The following is an 18,731-nucleotide window of genomic DNA, read 5'->3' as shown; positions in this document are numbered from 1 at the left end:
TTCCCCCCCCCCCCGGCCTACCTATGTATGGGGGGGGGGGGCCCGTGGTTTTCGCGCGCCACCACCGGCCATTTGCTGTGCGCTGCGGGGGTCGGTGCGGGCCTACTTCCTGCGGTCGATAGCCCCGACGATCCAGTCGGTCAACGCTGTGGCGGCGATTTCGTAGCCGGTGGCGTCGAACACGGCCGTGTCGCTGTTCTGGGGGGCCGGAACGCCTGTGCCGGTGGTGCCCGCCCCGGCGGTGGTGGCGGTGTTGTAGGTCTGGGTGAGCGTAGGGAATCCGGTCCCGGTGAACGCGCTGGCGGTGGCCGAGAGCAGGTCGGCGGCGATCGGTGCCAGCCCGGTCAGCGCCAGGAACGCGGCGACGGGGTCGCCCTTGGCGAGGGTTTCGGCGGCGGTCCAGGCGATCTCTTGGGCTTGGCCGATGTCGGTGGCGATACGGGAGATATCGAGACCTGCGAGGACACCGACGATCTCGGCGGCGATCATGGCGACCCCGGTGGTGTCCAAGGGTGCGGCCAGCTTCAGTGCGAGGGCTACGAGGCGCAGATCGAGCCCATCGGCCAACGCGACCAGGGGGTTGAACTGATTGTTGAGGTCGCCGGAGACTCGGTGCAGGCCGGGCACGTCGCTGCTGGCGATCAGGCCGGGCAGTTGGGCGAGGTCGTTGATGATGGCGGGCACGTTCGCGGTGAAGCTCGCGAGCCCATTGAGAACGGTGACCACCTGGGCGAGAACCTGTGACGCGCTGAGCTGCCCGGTCGAGGTGGTCGTGGTCGGCGCACTCGTCGTGGTGGTGGGGACCTTCGCTGTGGTCGTGGGCGAGACGGTGGCGGTCGGGGCAGAGGTGGAGGTGGTCGAGGTTGCGGTGGCGAGTGCACGGCTCACCGCGGCGAGGACCGGCGAGGACTCGGCCGTGGTCGAGCAGTAGCTATCGCCCTCGAGGCAGAGCGTGCGAACCCGCTCGGTCAACTCGCCGAAGCTCTGCGAACGCGAGCCGCTGACGCCTTGCCCAGTGACCGGGGTGCCGAGCTGGGTGGTGGTCGGGTCGCGGCGTGGGTCGGAGACGAGCGCGACGGCCACGACTCGTGAGGCCGGGATCGGGCCCTTACTGTTGCCGATGCTGGTGGCGAGGTCGCCGGTGACCTCGGCGCCTTGGCCGTAGCCGGCCAAAGCGACTCGCGTGTCCGAGCACAGCCCCGAGACGGCCGCGGTGAGTTCTGCTCCGCTCACCGAACCTGCACCGCTCGTCGTCGTGGCGAGCGTGCGGACCTCGATATCGCTGCCGTAGCGAGTGGTCAGCGATTGCCCGAGTTGGGCGAGGATCCCGGGTGTGGTCTGCCCGCTGGTGGTGAGGGTTGTCTCGTAGCTGCCCGGTACCAGCAGTGCGGTCCAGCGCGGGCACTGTGCCCCGGTGCGGTCGGGTGTCGGTTCTGCGGCGGCGACACCGGCCGTCACGGTGGTCGCGGCCACGGCAGCGCACAGTGCCATGTTTGCGGCGCGGCGGGCGGTTCGAGTGTGGTTGTGGTGCATGGGCTTTCTCCGTTCGTGCAGGGTGGTCAGGGGGTGGCGCGGGAGCCGTCCTGGGCGGGCGAGGGGCGCATCGCGGAGTAGTAGTCGTCACCTCCCCAGCGGTAGGCCGAGACCTGGACGGGCTCGTTGAAGGTGGGGGCGTGCACCATCTGGCCGCCGCCGAGGTAGATCCCGACGTGGTGAACGTCGGCGGCGGTGCCGTAGAACACGAGGTCCCCGGGGGCGAGCTGGTTCTCGGAAACCGTTGTGCCGGTGTGGACCTGGTCGTAGGTGGTGCGCGGGATGGAGATTCCGGCGGCGCGGTAGGCGGCTTGGGTGAGTCCGGAGCAGTCCCAGCCGCCGTTGACGTCGGGCCCGTTGCCGCCCCACACATACGGCAGGCCCAGTTGGGCACAGGCGAAGGAGATCACCTGCGCGGCAGTCGGGTTCGGTGGTGAGGCGGTCGCGCAGTCGCCGCCGGAGGTGTTGGTGGCTCGGTAGCGGGCGGCTTGGGCGAGGACTTGGTTGACGTACCAGTCGGCGTGGTTGTAGGCGAAGATCGCCGCGTACATGTCCTCGGGTGCGCCGGAGTCGCAGAGGTAGAACGAGGCGGCGTGGATTGCGTCGGAGGGGTTGTAGCGCGAGGGCGGGCTCGCACCACCAGCAGGAAGAGGATGGCGGGCGGTGACCGAGTCGAAGGTCGGGGCCAGGAACTGCATCGGCCCACCGGCTCCCGAGCTGTTCTCCCCCGACGACACTCCGGGAAGGTGCGAGCGGCCGTGGTCGGTCTCGATCTTGCCGATCGCGGCGAGCACCGACCAGTCCAGCCCAGGACAATCACCGGCGGCAGCCTGATACAGCACCAGCATCTCGGCCGGGATGTCTTGTTGGGCTTCGGTACTCGGAGCCGACCCGCCGCTCGCCGTCCCCGGGGCGGGCGCGGTCAGCGATTGGTCGAACACGACGACCGTCGTGACCACGGAGGCGATCACGACGACGAAGAACACGAACGCCGCGTAGCCTGCCCCGAGTGTTTTGACCAGCATTGCTGTCTCACCAGAATTCGGAGGCCGGGGGGCGCGGTGGTGGTGGGGCGAGGATGATGAGCCCGTTCAGCGGTGTCGAGGTTTGCTCGGTGTCGACGCTGGTGGCTGGTGGGGTTCGTTGGGGCCAGACGGTGGTGAGTTCGTGCAGGCGCTTGCGGTCGGTGTCGGTGTCCAGCGGTAGCCACACCTGATCGGCGGGGCTGGCCTCGGGACTCGGGCGCAGGAGTTCGGTGGCGGCGGTGGCGATGGGCACCGCATGGGGGTCGGGTAGGCGTTGCCAGGTGTGGCGCAGGGCATCGCGGGCGTTGGCTTCGCGCAGCATGGTCGGAGCCCACAGCAGGACCGGGGTGATGACGCCGGTGGTGCGGGCCAGTTCGCTGTAGCCGTGGAGCTTGGCCGCGACCCGGCTCAACGTGGTGGAGGCGAGGTCGTATTCGAGGAAGAAATCGAGGGTGGTCTCGGCGTGGGTGTAGCGGCCGAACGCGTCCGGTCGTGCGAGGTCGCCCCACAGGCGTTGGCAGCGGGTCTGTGACCACCACGCCTGCACTTGGGCTTGTTCGCCGTGTTCGTCGCGGGGTGGGTGGGCGGTGAGGGTGGCGAACCAGTCGGACACGCCGAGGGTGTGGGTCAGATGCAGGCTGTGAGCGACGGCGAGGGTCCGCTGATGGTTGTAGCCGAGCTCACGCACGCTGATCCCGGCCTCCGCGGCGAGCACGGTCGCTCCGGCCGGGGCCAGCACCCAATGCACCGGTGCGCTGCCCCGGGTTCGTAAGGGCCGGAACCGTTCCAGGACGCCGTAGCGGTACAGCAGGCTCAGGCGACGCAACGCGAGAGCCGGGGTGGGGAAGGCGAGGGTGGCGAGTTGGTTGGTGGTCAGGACGCGGTGCTCGTGCAGCATCCGCAGGATCCAGCGGTCACGCTCGGTCAGCCGCGCCACGAGCGCGGTGGTCTCGACCGGGCGGGGTCGCGTGGTGCGGGGCTCGGGGCGGGGTGCTCGTCGGTCTGCTTGCCGGTCGGCTGGGGAGATCATCAGTGCGGCAACCTTTCTCGGACAGGGCGGGTGGCGTTCCTAGGGCTGGCGAGGGTCTGGCCGTGCGGGATCTGGCCGCTCGCCCGGGTCGGGGACCGGCCCGGCGCTGGGTTCGGGTGTGCGTGCCGGTGTGGTGAGGCGTGCGCGGGCAGCGGCGGCGATCTCACGGGCGCGGCCCGGGATCGGCGGGTCCAGGGGCCGGGTGGCGAGAGTGAACGGGCGCGCGTTGCGTCCGTCGACCAGCAGCCGCGCGGCGGCGTGGAAGGCGTCCAGGTGGGACAGGTCGTGCTCGGACAACCACGGATCGGTGTGACGGGCCAGATCCCGGGCATCATCGGGAGACACCGCGAACACGATCTTGTTGCGGGCATTGGCCGAGATCCCGTCGCGCAGTTCGCGCGAGAGCTGGCCGAGATTCTGATGCGCCAGCAGCAGCGACAGGCGCAGACCTCGGGCTTCGGCGAGCATGTCCTCGATCGGAGTCGACAGGTTGAGGAAGTTCTGGGCCTCATCGAGCACCAGCGCCGCGTCGGGCCGGTCGGCGGCGGGAACCCGGGCCCGCGCGGTCACCGCCTGCCAGGTGCGCGCCACCAACAGCGACCCGACCAGGCGCGAGGTTTCTTCTCCGAGGGAACCTTTCGGCAATCGCGCGAGGCAGATGCCGCCGTTGTCGAGGATGTCGGCGAACTCGACCGTCGAAGGTCCGCCCGCGATCGCGGCGCGCACGAACGGGCGCAACAGGAACGCCCGGAGCTTGTTCAACAACGGTCCGGTGAGCTGCGCGCGGCCGGTGTCGGAGAGGGTTTCGTAGCTGTCCCAGAACCCGCGCAGGACGGGGTCTTTGGTGGTGCGGGTGACCCGAGCGCGGAACGCGGGCTCGGTCAGAAGCCGGGGGAGGTCGGCCAGGGTGGCGGTGCCGGGCTGGGCGCACAGAGTCAAAAGGCTGGCGCGCATGATGTCGTCGGTGCGTGGCCCCCACCACTGGTGGAAGATCCGGTGGAAGACCGTGACGAGGTTGTCGACGGCGAGATCCATTCCCGCGCGCCCGATCCGGTCGATGTCGAGGGGATTCACGCACGGTGGCGGGGCGGAGGAGTCGGCATCGAAGAGCACCACTCGATCGGCCATGCGGGAGGGCAATCGCGATAGGACGTCGGTGACGAGGTCACCTTTGGGGTCGATGACGATCACCCCGCGCCCGGCGTCGGCGTCGTCGAGGATCGTGCGGGCGAGCAGGGTGGACTTGCCGACACCGGTCGGGCCGAGGATGTGCAGGTGATGGCGGGCGTCGGAGATCTTGACCGCGACCGGGCGGCGAGTTCCGGTGTCGGCCATCCCCAGCGGTTTCGTGAACTCGCCGCCGACGGGGATCTCCGGGGCAGGAGACAGCGCGCGGGCTCCGGCCCGTTGCAGGCCGGGCAGCCCGGTGTCGGTGGGCAGGTGCGCGATCGTCGCCAACTCCGGTACCGACAGCACGTCCCCGCGCCCGAGACGCCGCTGCCGGATCAGCGCCGCCAAGCGCAGGCGGCGACGTCGCCGGTAGAAGTTGTGATCGGTACAGGCCCCGAACACCGTGGCCAGAGCGTCGGCCCGCCCGCGTGCCACCGCTCGCGCCTGCGCTGCCGGGTTGGCGTCGTCGGGATCGTCGGAGACCGGGATCGAGGCGGCATACCGCACCACGGTTTCCCAGTGCGCGCCACGCGCTTTAGCTGCCGCCGCGCGGGCGGCGGCGCTGTACTCCATCACGGCCTGGCGGTCGCTGCCTCGGCCGTCGCTGACACCCCCAGTCCGGGTTGGTCTTGCGGTGATGGTGCCGGGGGTGAGCAGGTTCAGCGCCTCGCGCAGCAGCCCCATCAGGATCCCTGCCGAGATACCGGTGCTCGCCGCGGCACGGGTGGCTCGGGAGACGCGGCGGCCGGTGACCGGCCGGGCGAGGATCTGCACGCACGCCGCTTGGCCGGGAGCGAGCTCGTCGGCGGCGGTGATCAGGTCGCGCACGAGATCACCGGAGTGATCGGTACTCAACGGCAAACCCTCGCGCCGCCCGAGCCGTAGCTCGCCTCCGGCCACGATCCGCCGGACGCCTTCGGCCGGGGCCGGTAGCGGCGGCCGGGCGGGGGTGAGGGTGTCGGTGTGCGCGCCGGGCCAGGCCGAGGCGATCGCGCGTTCGATCAACCCGGGTGGGATCGCGCCGGGTACCCAGAGCCGGATCGCGGCACCCTCCTCCGGGGTGACGGTGTACTCGAACCCCAGATGCGGCTGCCCCCACAGCACCCGCGCCCAAGCCGGGCGCAGCTGCCCGATCAGGTGCGCCCAGAACGCGAGCGCGCCTTTGGCGTCGACCTCGGGCGGGGTGAGCACGGTGATCTGGCGAGCACACGCACTCAGCCGGCGCCGACGTAGCCACTGGAGGCCCTGCACCGCGGCGAGCACAGCGCTCGCCGCGAACAGCACCGCGACAGCGGTGAAGGACGAGAAGCTGGCCTCGATCCCTGCGGTCAGGTCGCGCAGGGTCGCGGCTGGGGCGAGCAGCGCCCGCCCCAACCACCCCTGCTCGGGGTTGGTGAGGGCGATGCTCACGCCGCCACCGACCCGGGCCCGGCCGCATCGCTGCTACCCCAGAACGAGCCGGTACCGTACGGCAAGCGCCCGCGAGCACCACGGCGATCGATCGAGGCAGCCGCCGCATCCGGCTTGCGGACCACAACTACGTCCTCGTGCGCGATCAGGTGCATCGGCAGCCCGGCAGCGCGTTGTTTGACGACGAAGTCGCGCTGGAAGAAGCTCGAACGCGCGACGAGCTCACCCTCGGTCAGGCGGCCCAGCAGCGCGACGCATCGTTCGACCGGGACCAGCCCGGCCAGCTCGGCGCAGGTGAACAAATGCGTGGGTAGGTTCACCAACTCGGCGTGCTGACGCCAGGGTCGGGCGGTGATCACGACATGCCCGCCCGGGGCGAGGTATTCGGCGGCACCGGCGAGGATCTTGGTGAACCCCGAGAGCAGGCGACCGAGGCCGACGTTGGCGAGGTTTCCTCGGTCGAGGACCGCGCCGTAGCGGTGGTTCACCTTGCGTATTGGTTGCTTGCCGTTGGCTCGGACGTGGCCGTGCAGGGAGTCGCCGTAGGGCGGGGAGGTGATCACCAGATCCACCTGCCCACGCAACTCCGCCGGGATCAGGTCGCGCAGTTTGCGGGCATCGCCGGTGTAGACGGCTCCGTCGAGATCGATGCCCGTCTCGCGGGCGAGCCCGATGTTGGTGCGGGCCAGTTCGGCCCAGCGGGTTTCGTATTCGACGCCGACCGCGCGGCGGCCGAGATGTAGCGATTCGACGAGGGTGGTGCCGATCCCGCACATAGGGTCGAGAACGAGGTCCCCGGGCCGGGTGTAGGTCTCGACCGCGTGTTGCACGATCGCGGGGAACATCTTGGCCGGGTGCGCGGTGCTGTCGGGGTGATAGCGGCCCCGTCGTTGCGCGGCAGGGGCGTGCTGGGCGGTTGCCCACACCGACACGGCGACGTCGGCGGCGGTGGGCTGTGCGGCGGTAGCGGAGTCGGCGGGTGTGGTGGCGGGGTGCAGAGACATCGAGTTGTCCTTCACGGGATCGATTGATCGGGCAGCGAGGTCGGCGAGACGGGGCGCGGGGTCAGCCGTGTTCGGGCAGCAGAAACACACAGACGTCGGTGTGGGCGACGACGTGGCGCGCCAGGCCCGGCGCGGTCGGGTCGGCGGGCGGGGCGGCGGTGACGGTGTCGCCGGTGACCGGTGCGGCGATGATGTGCTGGAGGTAGAGCAGATCGGCGGACTGGGCGGCGAGGATGACCGAACTGGCCGGGTCGAGCAGAACCCCGTGCTCGCTGTGGCGGCAGCGGCTGAGCACGACCAGCAGCGCGCCCATCGCCATCGCCTCGGTCGCGAGCGCGGTGATGTACTCGGCAGCCCGCACCGGATCGAGAGGGTCGCCCAGCAGACTCGCGATAACGAGATCGACTGATTCACCGCTGTCGGGCGCGTCGCTGCTGTCGCGGTCGAGGTCTCGGATCGCCGCGACTGCCGCTGCCGTGTCCGGCGCGGGCACCCGCAGATTGCCTCGGGCGGTCGGGGCGGGCCAGTCGATCAACAACACTCGCGAACCGGGAGCGGAGAACTCACCGACGGTGCGGGCAACGATCGCTGCGGGCCAGCGGCCCTCGGGGTCGAGCCGATCGGCACCGAGGGCCCACAGGGTCGAGGGGATCGGCACTCCGGTGGGCGAGGTAGCTGAGCGGGGGCGGCGCTGAGGGGAATTCGCGGACATCGCGTCTCCTGACGGTGAGAGAGAACTGTGTACTTATCTACTGCCGTCAGAAATCCGATTTCGGGACACACCTCCACCAATTTCGAAGAATTCCCTGCGTGCGCGATCAGCGCCCGGATCGCAATCGCCCAGACGTCGAAAGAAACTTTTCAAAAGAATTTTTGACCGCGTGACGGAATGGTTGCGGAAGGCATCCAAAACGCACCCAAACCACACCCGAATCACACCCAAACCACACCCGCCGGTACACCTTCGCTGGTAGATACACCGGTGGCTCGTGCAGGTCAGCAGGTCCAGGCGTGTGCCCGAAATTCGCTGAATCGTGCCGGATATGTTTTGGGTGTGTTTCGGGTGTGGTTTGGGGGTTGTTCGGGTGTGGTTTGGGTGCGATTTGGGTGTGGGTCTTCGGTGTCCTTGTGAGGTCGGAATTCATTTCACCGAGCAGGAGTCATCGTGACGAATTCAGAATTGGTCGAATACCCGGAATCGAGCGGGCCTTCGACCTCGCCGTTGGCGGTGGTGCGGTCGAGTTTCGACCGGATCACCGCACAGCCGTTGCCCACCGATCCGCGACCCGCACCAACAACGGGCGCTACCGGAAACCCGGTGCAGTCGTGGAACGAGTTGCGTGATCGGCTGCGCGATCCGGCGGTACCGTTCGACGAGGTCGACGCGATCTGGGTGTGGCTGATCGAGCGCTCCCGCGCATACGGCCAGGACGCGACGCTGGTGTGCGCCTGCTTGGCAGAGCCGATGCTGGCCAAGACGGCGAGCACGTTCGCGACCTCGTACAGCACCCGTCGCGAGGACATCGAGTCCGAGGTTCTGACGGGGTTCTTCGCCCATCTGCCACGGGTTGATCTGGAACGGCCGTGGGTGTTGCTTCGGTTGCGGTGGGCGGTCTACCGCGCCGCCGCGACGGCACACCGGCAGGAGTCGGGCGTGGTATCGGTCGCTGACATCGGTCGTGATCTCGGCCCGATCGGGGAGCAGGCGTGGGTGATGGTGTCCCCGCCCGGCCACCCCGAGACCGTGCTCGCTGCGGCCATCGCGGCTGGGGTGATCACCGAGACAGCGGCGGAGTTGATCGCGGTCTCGCGATGGCAACGCCGCTCGCTGACCTCACTCGCCACCGAACGCGAGCAGTCGGTGTGGGCGCTACGCAAACGACGCCGCCGCGCCGAGCGCGCACTGTCGGCCTGGTTGACCGAACGCGCCCGGCACAACCCGGGCCCCACGAGCCCGGTCGAAGCCCACGCAGTGCTCGCACTCGCACCCGCTGGTGCGAGGAGTTTGCCGCGGCGAGGTCGCCGGCCGAATCAGCCCTCGTCGGCACCGGCACCGTCGAGCACCGAGCACGGGCAGGTGGCGGCATGAACGCGAACCGATTCCACCCCGCCCAGACAGCACCGGCGCACGCCACCCGTCGTGTACTCCGGCGGCGGTGGTCGAAGATCCTGCTCGTGCTCGGTGTGACAGCGGCGCTGCTCGCACTGGTAGCCGGATCGGCCTCGGCCGCACCGCCGGAGCCGTCGGTATTGGCGCTTGCGTCGTCGCTGGATCAGGTGCTCGACAACATCCACAATTGGCTGATCGGCATCCTCGCCGGGCTGGCGACGGTGTGCCTGACCGTGGCCGGTGCCCGGTACCTGATCGGTGCGGGCGATCCCGCCGAGACGGAGAAGGCCAAGACCGCCTTCCGCGCCGCGTGCCTGGGCTACGCGCTGGCGATGCTCGCACCGGTGGTCGTCGCCGTCCTCAAATCTATTGTCGGGGCCTGACAATGCGCGCTCCGCTCCAGACCCGCTCCGCGCCGAGGACATCGCGAGCGCTGCGCAAGGCTGCGGGTATCGCAGCGTCGGTGCTCGTCGCGTTACTGATCACGCTCACCGGCACGGTCGGTGCCGCCGCACAACCCACGACCCCGACCGTCCCGGTGACTCCGACACCGAGCACACCGGCACCGACCACCACCCCGCCGTCGAGGTGGGTGACCCCACCTTCGACCACGACCGCCGTCCCGACGACCCCGGCCTCGCCCACCCCTGGTGATACCGGCTCGCCGCGGTCGGGGCCGAGCGCGGCCGAGTGCGGGGTCTCCAACATCTCCGGGTGCGTGGAGAAGGCGATCGACGGGTTCTTCCAGCGGATCGTTGATTCCGCGCTCGACCCGCTGCTCGGGCTGCTCTCCGAGACCCTGCTCACCACACCGGAACCCGGGCAGATTCCTCAGATCGGGGTGCTGTGGAACCAGTCATGGGAACTCATGACCGCCCTGTATGTGTTGCTGGTGATGGCGGCCGGGGTGCTGCTGATGCTGCGCGAGACCCTGCAAACACAGTGGTCGATGCGCGAACTCGCACCTCGGCTGGTGGTCGGGTTCATCGCTGGGGCGATGAGCATGGTGATCGCCACAACCGCGATCGGCTTCGCCAACGCCCTCGCCGCCGCTGTGGCCGGTGACGGACTCGACTCCGACTCGGCGGCGGCGGGGTTGACCGAGCTGGCCACGACCGGTGCCCAGAGTCAGAGCTTCGGGCTGGTGCTGATGCTCGCGCTGGTGGTGATGCTGGTCGTGTTGGTCATCGCCTATGTGGTGCGGGTCGCGATCACGATCTTGCTGATCGTGGCGGCACCGTTGGCGTTGATGTGCCACGGCCTGCCCGGTTTAGAGGCGGTGGCGCGGTGGTGGTGGCGCTCGTTCGCCGCGTGCCTGGCCATCCAAGTCGTCCAATCGCTGACCTTGGTGACGGCGTTGCGGGTGTTCCTCACCCCGGGCGGATGGGAGATCTTCGGCCCCAACGCCAACGGGATCGTGAACCTGATCGTGGCGCTGGCGCTGATGGGGGTGTTGATCAAGACCCCGTTCTGGCTGCTGTCGGTCATGAAGATCGGCCAGGGCCGCAGCTTCGCCGGGTCGATCGCACGCGGCTACCTCGCCTACAAGACCCTCGGGCTACTCAAAGGCACCTCATCTGGGAGCAGGCGTGCCGCCGCGCCGCGTGAGCGGTCCGCTACCCCATCCGGGCCCCCGGACCCGTACGCGCGGGTGCGCGCCACTCGTGACGGGCAACTGATGCTTCCCCTGGAAGGGGTGCGCCGAGTCCGGCGGCGACCGGGCCCGGCCCCGGCCGCCTCGACCAGTGCGGCCCCGGCCCGCGCGGCGCGGACACCGCGTGGACGCCAACTCGCGTTCGACTTCACCCCGCCGGACCCCTATCGGGGTATCCGCCCCGGGGCCGGTGGTCAGTACCCGCTGCCGATCCCGGTGCGCCGGGTAAGGCCCTCGCCACCACCGCAACCGGCACGAGCACCCGAGCCAGCGGCTCCTCGGCGTCTGCCACAACAGCTCACCTTCGATTTCCAGGAACCTCCACCGGACGATCCCTATGCCCGCATCCGGCCCACACGCAGCGGCCAGTACCCGCTGCCATTCCCAGTGACCCGGGTCAAACCCGCACCGCCGCCCACCATCTCACCCCCACCACCCACGCCCGCGCCGGTGCGCGCGGCCGGGCGGCAACTACACCTGCCGATGCCCGACCTGCCCGTGCGCCGCCGCGCGCCGCGCGCACCCCGAGGAGGAACACTGCGATGAGCACAATCGTGCGCATTCCCGCCGATGTCGAGCGCAGCGACCGGATCCTGGGACCGTTCACCATCCGCCAGGTCGCGGTCCTCGCCACCACCGGACTACTGCTGTACTCGGCATGGCTCGCGACCAGAGCGGTGATCTCGCCCCCGATCTTCCTGGTCGTCGCCACTCCGATCGCGGTTGTCGTCACCGTCGCGATTCTGACCCGCCGCGACGGCCTCTCGGCCGACCTGCTGCTTATGGCCGCGATCCGTCACCGTCTCCGCCCACGCCACCTCGTGGCATCGCGCGACAACGCCAGGGCCCAGGCGCCGAGGTGGATCACCGACCGCGCCACCCGATCCCGGCCCCGGCCGCCCGCTCCGGCGGCGTTGACCGCGCAGGCGGCACGGTTGCCGGAGTCGGTCACAGGCAGCGGCAGCGGCGGTGTCGGGGTGATCGACCTCGGCACCGACGGGCTCGCGGTCGTCGCGGTCGCGGGCACCCTCAACCTGTCCCTACGCACCCCGACCGAACAGGACAGCCTCGTCGGGCAACTCGCCGGATGGCTACACACCCTGCGCCAACCCGTCCAGATCCTCGTCCGCTCGGCGCGGCTGGACCTGACCGAACACATCACCGGCCTGCACACCGCCGCAGCGCAGATGTCACCGGATCTGGCCGCTGCCGCTCTCGACCACGCCGACCACCTCACCGCGCTGGCCGCAGCGGAGAACCCGACCCACCGCCAGGTGCTGCTGATCTGGCGAGAACCAGCCGAGGGCCTTGCCACCACCCGGTCCCGGGCCAGGCTGCCCGGACGTGGCCGGGCACGGCGCGCGCCCTCGGCCGCCGCGCGCCGAGGTGCCGAGTCACGGCTACAGCGCCGCATGAACGAGGCCGCCGATGTCCTGGCCCCACTGGGTATCTCGGTCACAGCGCTCGACGACACGCAAGCCACGGCCGTGCTGACCAGTTGCACCAATCCCGAGGGTCTCGTCTCGGCAGCCGCCGACATCGCCGTGCCCTCGGCGATCATCACCACCCACCCCGACTCCACAGACATCGACCCATTCACCGGCGAGGCCGGGTTCGCGCCGGAATCGCTGACGATCGGCACCCGGCATCTGGAAATCGGCTCCGACTGGACCCAGACTCTCGCAGTCACCGGATATCCGAGGGAAGTGACGGCGGGCTGGCTCGCACCGCTGCTTTCCCATCCTGGGAGGGTCGAGGTCGCTATCCACATCGACCCCGTCGACCCGGTCACCGCCGCCACCCGGTTGCGCCGCCAGCAAGCACGCCTCGAGTCCTCCCGGATGCACGACACGAGCCGAGGCCGTCTGACCGACCCGCAGGTCGATGTCGCGGTGGAGGACGCCGCCGACCTGTCCGCCCGGGTCGCGCGTGCCGAGGCCAGGTTGTTCCGCGTCGGGGTGTATCTGAGCGTGCACGCCGAATCCGAGGCCGAACTGGCCGACGAGGTCGCCGCCGTGCGGGCCTTGGCGGCCAGCCTGCTCGTGGACACCTGCACCCTGTCCTACCGAGCCGCTCAAGCCTGGGCCACCACCCTGCCGCTGGGCCAAGACTTGATCGGAGTCCAGCGCACCTTCGACACCACCGCCCTCGCCGCAGCGTTCCCGTTCGACTCCCCACAGCTACCCGCCGCCGATCCCGCGCAGGCCGCGCGCCCGCACGGGGTGCTCTACGGCCGCGACGCCGCCGCAGGGTTGCTGTTCGTGGACCGCTTCGCCCCCGAAGCTCACAACCACAACCTGGTGATCCTCGGCCGGTCCGGTGCGGGTAAGTCCTATTTGGTCAAAACCGAGATCCTGCGCTCGCTCTATCGGGGGATCGAACAGATCGTGATCGATCCCGAAGACGAATACCGCCGCCTCGCCGAATCTGTCGGCGGCACCAACATCCGCCTCGGCGCTCCCGGCGTTCGACTCAACCCGTTCGACCTGGAAATCCACACCCGAGACGACGGACGCCGCAGCGCTCCGCCCGATGCGCTCACTCGCCGCAAGTTGTTCCTGCATACGCTGATCCAGGTTCTGCTCGGTGAGCAGAACGCCGCGCAGAGAACAGCATTGGACTCCGCGCTGACGGCGACCTACGCCGCTGCGGGGATCTTCGAAGACCCGGCTACCTGGACCCGTCCCGCCCCCACCTTGAGCGGACTGCGCGAGCAACTAAGCCGGATGGGCGCGCCCGCCGCCGAGCTGGCCGCCGGGCTGCATCCGTTCGTCGACGGCGGAGCCTACGGAGCCCTGCTGGACGGGCCGACCACCACCGATCCTGACGGTGGGCTGATCGTGTTCTCGCTACGGGAACTTCCCGAGGAGCTGAAAACGATCGGCACCCTGCTCGTGCTGGACCTGACGTGGCGGAGGGTGTCGCACCCGGGTTTGCGGCGGCCCCGGATGATCACCGTGGACGAAGGGTGGCTGCTGCTGAGCCAACCCGCCGGGGCTCGGTTTCTGTTCAAGGCGGCCAAGAGTTTCCGCAAGCACTGGGCCGGGCTGACCGTGGCTACCCAGGATTGCGCCGATGTGTGCTCGACCGAGCTGGGTCGTGCGATCGTGTCCAACGCCGCGACCCAGATCCTGTTGCGCCAGGCCCCTCAAGCTATCGACGAGGTCGCTACCGCGTTCCACCTTTCCGAAGGGGAACAGCAGTTCCTGGTCTCGGCAGCGAGGGGAAGCGGTCTCCTCGCGGTCGGCGGTGATCGGGCGGTGTTCGGATCTCTGGCGTCCGCCACGGAGAACGCGATCATCACGACCGATCCCGGTGAAATCGCCTCCAGCAGCGCCGAACTCGACACCGACATCGACATCGATGCCGCGCCACCGCTGTCACCGCTCACCGAACCCAACCAGCATACGACCGCTCGAGGCCGCCGCGGCGAGGACGACATCGACGTCGCCGGGCAGGAAGAGGTGATGCCCGACAACCGCGCCGCCTGAAACCGGGTTCGACGTGTCCCGTCGCGATCGAACACCAACCCGCCCCGTCACGGTGCGGGCGACCCAACCACCCGGCACGCGCGGGTCCGCCCGCACCGTTGGAACCGCATCCGGCCCTGAATCGGCCGCTGGCCGCGCTAGCGGCCGATCGGCCCCGCCGACACCGATATCGACGCAGGCAACGGCAGAAACGGTGCGCGAGAAGGTAGTTGACGTCTCGGCCGCTACGGAGCGTTGATAGACCCGGACCCCACCCGTGTCGACCGGCCCACAACAACCCCGCTCACCAATTCTCCCAGGAAGGACTCCGAATGACTGACAACGAACCCCTCGATGCCAGCTCACATGACAACACCCGGCGACACGACTGGCTCACGACCGCTGAACTGTCACTGCAGTACGGATTTTCGGTCGGGACCCTGCGCTACTGGCGACACCGGGGATACGGGCCCGCCTGCTTCTCCCTCGGCCGCAAAGTCGTCTACCGACGCACCGCCGTCGAAGCCTGGATCGCCGACCAGGAGCAAAACACCCAGCGCGGGGGCACGACCGCCGCCTGATCAAGCTCGGCCTCCGCCGGTTTGTCCCGTTGTTAGCAGCATCGGGCGGCGGAGGCCAGCACCCCACAACCCATCAGAGGAATAGAGGCATGGAACAGAATAAACGAGGCCGCCCGGGACTGGACCCGGGCAGCGTCCCCGAACCGAACCTGAAACCGCACCCGGGCCAGCCGGGCGTGTGGACGGCATCGGGGCGGCCCCGCGATTGGAACGGCAACTACCGCCGCATCACCCGCTCATCACCACCAGAAACCGACACCCGGGGCCGTGCCAAACCCGACCGCACCGGCGAACGCGCCCGCCGCGCGTTCCTCGACGCCGCCCAGGAATGGATCGACTCCTCGGTCACCTTGGCGGGCGCGCTGAACAAGCGCTCCACCCTGTCCCAGCTATGGGCTGCCTACAAAGGCGATCTCCGCAAACGCGGACGGCTCGAGGAGACGATCAAAAACTACGAGCCGATGATGCGAGACACCGTGATCCCCAAGTACGGCCACCGCGAGATCGGCCTGATCAACACCGCCGTCATCGAAGACATGCTCGACCACGTCGGCCGCGAACGCGGCGGCAGCGGGCCACGCATTCTGAAAGAGAACATCTTGTCGGGGATGTTCCGGTTCGGCATCCGTGTCGGGGCACTGCCACCGGGCAACCCTGTCCGGGAGGCGTTGTTGCCGAAACCGTCCAACTTCTCCCGCCGCCGTGGCGGTGCCGCGTTCATGGATTCCGCGACCGTGGAACGGCTCCTGATCGGCGTGTACACCTCGACCGCACCGTGCCCCACCCTCGATGCCCGCGCGGTCAAACCGGCACGGAACTATCAGGTGCCCACCGTTGCGCAGTTCTGCGATACCTACGATGTCGCGGACTGGGTGCTGTTCGTCGCGGCGACCGGGTGGCGTCTCGGTCAGACCTTGGGTGTGTGTGAATCCGACATCGATTTCGATACCGGCATCCTGACCCCGCGTGGCGCGGTCCGCACCCGCGACGGTTCGGCGCAGGTGTGGACCGACTACACCGCTCACGACGCCGAAGACCTGAACCAGGACAAGTTCATCAGCAAGTCCGTCCAGCTGCCGCAGTTGGTGCTGGATGTGTTGGCTGCCCGGATAAGCCGGTTGAAGAAGGTTCGGTTGGCGTTGCCGCCACGCCCCGACGACGCGAACTGGCCGCAGGACTTGTTGTTCTTCGACCTCGACGACGGCGGGCCGCGCAACCTCAAGAGCATGGGCGCACGATGGCGACGGCTAGCCGCCGCGCTCGGACTGCCCGCTGGGGTCTCACCCCATAGCTTGCGCAAACATCTCGGTACCGAGGGCATCTCGGCCGGGCTCGACGTGACCAAGGTCGCCGATCAGCTCGGCAACACCTCCCGGGTGCTTCGGAAATCGTATGTGCGACGCCACCAGCCACACGCCGACGTGACCGCCATGATCAGCGGCAAACTCGGACCCGCGCTCGATGAGGTCGCACGCCGCCGCTCCGGCTAGCGCTGACCGTGCCGAGACACGTCGAAGGGGTGGCCCGCGAAATGAACGCGGTGCCACCCCTTCCACTGCTGTAGGCCGATCGACCGCTAGGTCATTCGTGCGGTGCAACAGAGTTCAAACGGTGTGGGGAACGGCCCACTCAATCATCGGAATCGACTGGGGTGGCGGTGAATCCGGTGTCACCGACGATGACGACGCAGGCCCGCTTCTCACGGTCCAGGTCGTGGAGTGCCTCAGCGAGGTGAGTCGACATCAGCGTCATCCACCACTCCCACGCCGGTTCCGGTGCCGCACCCCGCTCGGCTTCCTCGGCGATGCGGCGATAGTAGGCCCGCAACTCAGCGTCGGTGACAGCGAATTCCACGGGTGTATAGAGGAGTTCGCCGTGGCGGCGGATGATCTGCAAGCGCCCGTGAGGGCCTCTGCCTATCTCCGCTCCCCAGTCCGCGCCAGCAATGGTGACCGACTCGGACAGCTGTTCGATGGTGGGGTCAGCCACGGCATCCGCCTCCTGGATACGCTGTGATGATCGTTCCGTCCCCGCCCACGATAACGGTGGGTTGAACGGTCTTCTCGATCCGCCCGTTGACATGGTTGACCAGGTAGATCTGCCCGGAATAGCAGTACTTGTTGCCACCGGCCGGGCCACTCTTGTCCGGGGCGGTCAACGACTTCTCGATCGCCATATCCGCGATGTCACGCCAGTTCTTGCCCTCGATGTTGGCCAGGTTCTGCCATTCATCGAGGTGGCGGGCCTTGATGTGGAAGAACCCCCAGTTCGCGGTTCCGCACTGCAGGCGCGCTTGTGGATAGGTCGCGACCACCTTGGTTTCCGATGACGACATCCCGCAGGCCGCCCACACCTGGCTGGCGTTCGCTGACCCAGCCCCGGCCAAAGTGCCCGCCGTCGCGATCACTCCCGCTGCGACCGCAACCATCAAAGTACGAAACATCTAACCGTCCCCCATTCTCGATCGGAGCCGAACAGTGCACATTTCGCGGCTGGCCCTACGCCGTGCCGGATACCGGCTGTGCGTCAACATCACTCGGCGGTACATACGGGTTGGACGCGGCACCACCCCGAACCGTTCCGTCGCGTGATGGAAGACACAGTAGGACTCCACCCCAAAGATTGGAACTGATTTCTCAGTCCAACTCTTGGGGAGCAGCTCGTCAGGGTGTCATCCGCCGTCGTCGTCGGTCCACGTGGTTCTCTCGGTAATCTGTGACGTCACCGATCAGTGGATGTCAGCGTCGGTCCGAATCGGGAGATGTTCGTATCGGCGAATTTTGACGTCGTGATCTTGGTTGCGGTGTAAGGATGCGTGTGCTTCATTCCGAACCTTGCACGGAAGAAGGTCGCCATTGCCCCGTCAGACGAAGGTCGAGCTGTATGCCGCAATCCGGCGTGACGCCCGAGCTGGGATGGCTGGCAGGGCATTACAGGCCAAGTACGGGGTGGGTTGGCGCACGGTGTCCTCGCCGATTTGAGTTGCTTTGGCCAGGTGAGCATGGCGGTCGCGGAGGATGTCCCGAGTTCCGCGGAACTCTGGTGGCGGCCCGGTGACCATCAGGCTGCGCTCACCTCGTCGTTGTGCACCAAGGATCCGACAGGTTCGGCGGACTCGCGTGTCAGAACTCGGGGTCGCGTGGGCGACGTGAGTTGTCGAGCTGCGGGCGGGCTGTTTCCAGTCGGTGGTTCAGAGCTTGTTGGCGAGTACGTCGAGGTTGCTGATGTCGGGCGGCGCAGCGAAGAGTTCGTCGGCGCGTTCGCTGAGGGCCTTGCCGACCGGCCCATTGAGGTGTGTTTCGCGGGCGGCCTGGTCTGGGAATGCGTCGATGATGCCGAACGTCGAGGGTCCGAACCGTACCGCGAACCAGGGCTCCGTGCCGGGCTCCTGCTCGACGAGTGGCAGCGCCGATCGGAGGAATTCCTCGACCGCGTTTTCCTTGCCGGGCTTGGCTTCGAGTCGGACCAGCAGCGCCTTGGTAGCCATGTCGAGTCTCCTGTTCGAGGTGGTAGTGGACAGGGTCCAGCATCACACCATCGACCGGTGGAGGGAAGGAGCAGCCCACAAAATGAATGAACCAATCTCAACCCCTAGCCATCGTGGAACCGAAAGAGGAGACTTCAAGGAGGGAATGCGACGCCTGGAATGCACCCGCTGGTTGGTTGGCCGTGACGCGAAACTGGCGGTGTGCCTAAGTTCTGCAGTTGCGCGCGCTGTCGGGTCGCCTGCCCTTAGCAGAACTA

The 18,731-nt window shown here is 68.3% G+C and carries 15 protein-coding genes; 6 read left to right on the top strand and 9 right to left on the bottom strand.

The window, feature by feature from the left end:
* Window positions 1-102 precede the first annotated feature (102 nt).
* The 6 genes from ACFWPK_RS08900 to ACFWPK_RS08875 all read right to left on the bottom strand — a co-directional run bounded on the left by ACFWPK_RS08900 (window position 103) and on the right by ACFWPK_RS08875 (window position 7,884).
* The gene (locus ACFWPK_RS08900; protein WP_378914022.1) at window positions 103-1,533 is read right to left on the bottom strand and encodes a cutinase family protein; all 1,431 of its coding nucleotides are present in this window, start codon (window positions 1,531-1,533) and stop codon (window positions 103-105) included.
* A gap of 26 nt (window positions 1,534-1,559) precedes the next feature.
* The gene (locus tag ACFWPK_RS08895) at window positions 1,560-2,558 is read right to left on the bottom strand and encodes an NlpC/P60 family protein (RefSeq protein WP_378914021.1); all 999 of its coding nucleotides are present in this window, start codon (window positions 2,556-2,558) and stop codon (window positions 1,560-1,562) included.
* Window positions 2,559-2,565: 7 nt separating this feature from the next.
* Entirely contained in the window at window positions 2,566-3,588 is a 1,023-nt protein-coding gene (locus tag ACFWPK_RS08890; RefSeq protein WP_378914020.1) for a replication-relaxation family protein, read from the bottom strand.
* A 39-nt stretch (window positions 3,589-3,627) separates the two neighbouring features.
* Window positions 3,628-6,168 carry a helicase HerA domain-containing protein gene (locus ACFWPK_RS08885; RefSeq protein WP_378914019.1) on the bottom strand — a complete coding sequence of 847 codons (2,541 nt, stop codon included), beginning with the start codon at window positions 6,166-6,168 and terminating at the stop codon, window positions 3,628-3,630.
* Window positions 6,165-7,172: a TRM11 family SAM-dependent methyltransferase gene (locus tag ACFWPK_RS08880; protein WP_378914018.1), complete on the bottom strand. Its 1,008-nt coding sequence runs from the start codon at window positions 7,170-7,172 to the stop codon at window positions 6,165-6,167. Before ACFWPK_RS08880 ends, ACFWPK_RS08885 begins: the two co-directional genes overlap by 4 nt.
* Before the next feature lie 61 nt (window positions 7,173-7,233).
* Entirely contained in the window at window positions 7,234-7,884 is a 651-nt protein-coding gene (locus ACFWPK_RS08875; protein ID WP_378914017.1) for a hypothetical protein, read from the bottom strand.
* A gap of 453 nt (window positions 7,885-8,337) precedes the next feature.
* Here ACFWPK_RS08875 and ACFWPK_RS08870 point away from each other — a divergent pair, with 453 nt between their 5' ends.
* The 6 genes from ACFWPK_RS08870 to ACFWPK_RS08845 all read left to right on the top strand — a co-directional run bounded on the left by ACFWPK_RS08870 (window position 8,338) and on the right by ACFWPK_RS08845 (window position 16,477).
* Window positions 8,338-9,261 (top strand): hypothetical protein, encoded by a 924-nt coding sequence (locus tag ACFWPK_RS08870; protein WP_378914016.1) that lies wholly within the window; start codon window positions 8,338-8,340, stop codon window positions 9,259-9,261.
* Entirely contained in the window at window positions 9,258-9,665 is a 408-nt protein-coding gene (locus ACFWPK_RS08865) for a pilin (protein ID WP_378914015.1), read from the top strand. Before ACFWPK_RS08870 ends, ACFWPK_RS08865 begins: the two co-directional genes overlap by 4 nt.
* Before the next feature lie 2 nt (window positions 9,666-9,667).
* Window positions 9,668-11,482 carry a hypothetical protein gene (locus tag ACFWPK_RS08860; RefSeq protein ID WP_378914014.1) on the top strand — a complete coding sequence of 605 codons (1,815 nt, stop codon included), beginning with the start codon at window positions 9,668-9,670 and terminating at the stop codon, window positions 11,480-11,482.
* Complete coding sequence (locus tag ACFWPK_RS08855) at window positions 11,479-14,427, top strand: PrgI family mobile element protein (RefSeq protein ID WP_378914013.1); 2,949 nt, start codon at window positions 11,479-11,481, stop codon at window positions 14,425-14,427. Before ACFWPK_RS08860 ends, ACFWPK_RS08855 begins: the two co-directional genes overlap by 4 nt.
* 311 nt (window positions 14,428-14,738) lie before the next feature.
* Window positions 14,739-14,987 carry a helix-turn-helix transcriptional regulator gene (locus ACFWPK_RS08850; protein WP_378914012.1) on the top strand — a complete coding sequence of 83 codons (249 nt, stop codon included), beginning with the start codon at window positions 14,739-14,741 and terminating at the stop codon, window positions 14,985-14,987.
* 89 nt (window positions 14,988-15,076) lie between these two features.
* A complete protein-coding gene (locus ACFWPK_RS08845) occupies window positions 15,077-16,477 on the top strand; it encodes a hypothetical protein (protein WP_378914011.1) in 1,401 nt (466 codons plus the stop codon).
* A 139-nt stretch (window positions 16,478-16,616) separates the two neighbouring features.
* Here ACFWPK_RS08845 and ACFWPK_RS08840 read toward each other — a convergent pair whose 3' ends face one another.
* The 3 genes from ACFWPK_RS08840 to ACFWPK_RS08830 form a co-directional block, all read right to left on the bottom strand.
* Window positions 16,617-16,976 carry a hypothetical protein gene (locus ACFWPK_RS08840; RefSeq protein ID WP_378914010.1) on the bottom strand — a complete coding sequence of 120 codons (360 nt, stop codon included), beginning with the start codon at window positions 16,974-16,976 and terminating at the stop codon, window positions 16,617-16,619.
* Entirely contained in the window at window positions 16,969-17,415 is a 447-nt protein-coding gene (locus ACFWPK_RS08835) for a hypothetical protein (protein WP_378914009.1), read from the bottom strand. Before ACFWPK_RS08835 ends, ACFWPK_RS08840 begins: the two co-directional genes overlap by 8 nt.
* A 762-nt stretch (window positions 17,416-18,177) precedes the next feature.
* Complete coding sequence (locus ACFWPK_RS08830; RefSeq protein ID WP_378914008.1) at window positions 18,178-18,474, bottom strand: putative quinol monooxygenase; 297 nt, start codon at window positions 18,472-18,474, stop codon at window positions 18,178-18,180.
* Window positions 18,475-18,731 lie beyond the last annotated feature (257 nt).

It is taken from the genome of Nocardia sp. NPDC058519 (assembly GCF_042719755.1).
Lineage (GTDB): Bacteria > Actinomycetota > Actinomycetes > Mycobacteriales > Mycobacteriaceae > Nocardia.
The sequence above is the reverse complement of the archived record's forward strand: the minus strand, read 5'-3'. Positions and strand labels throughout refer to the sequence as shown.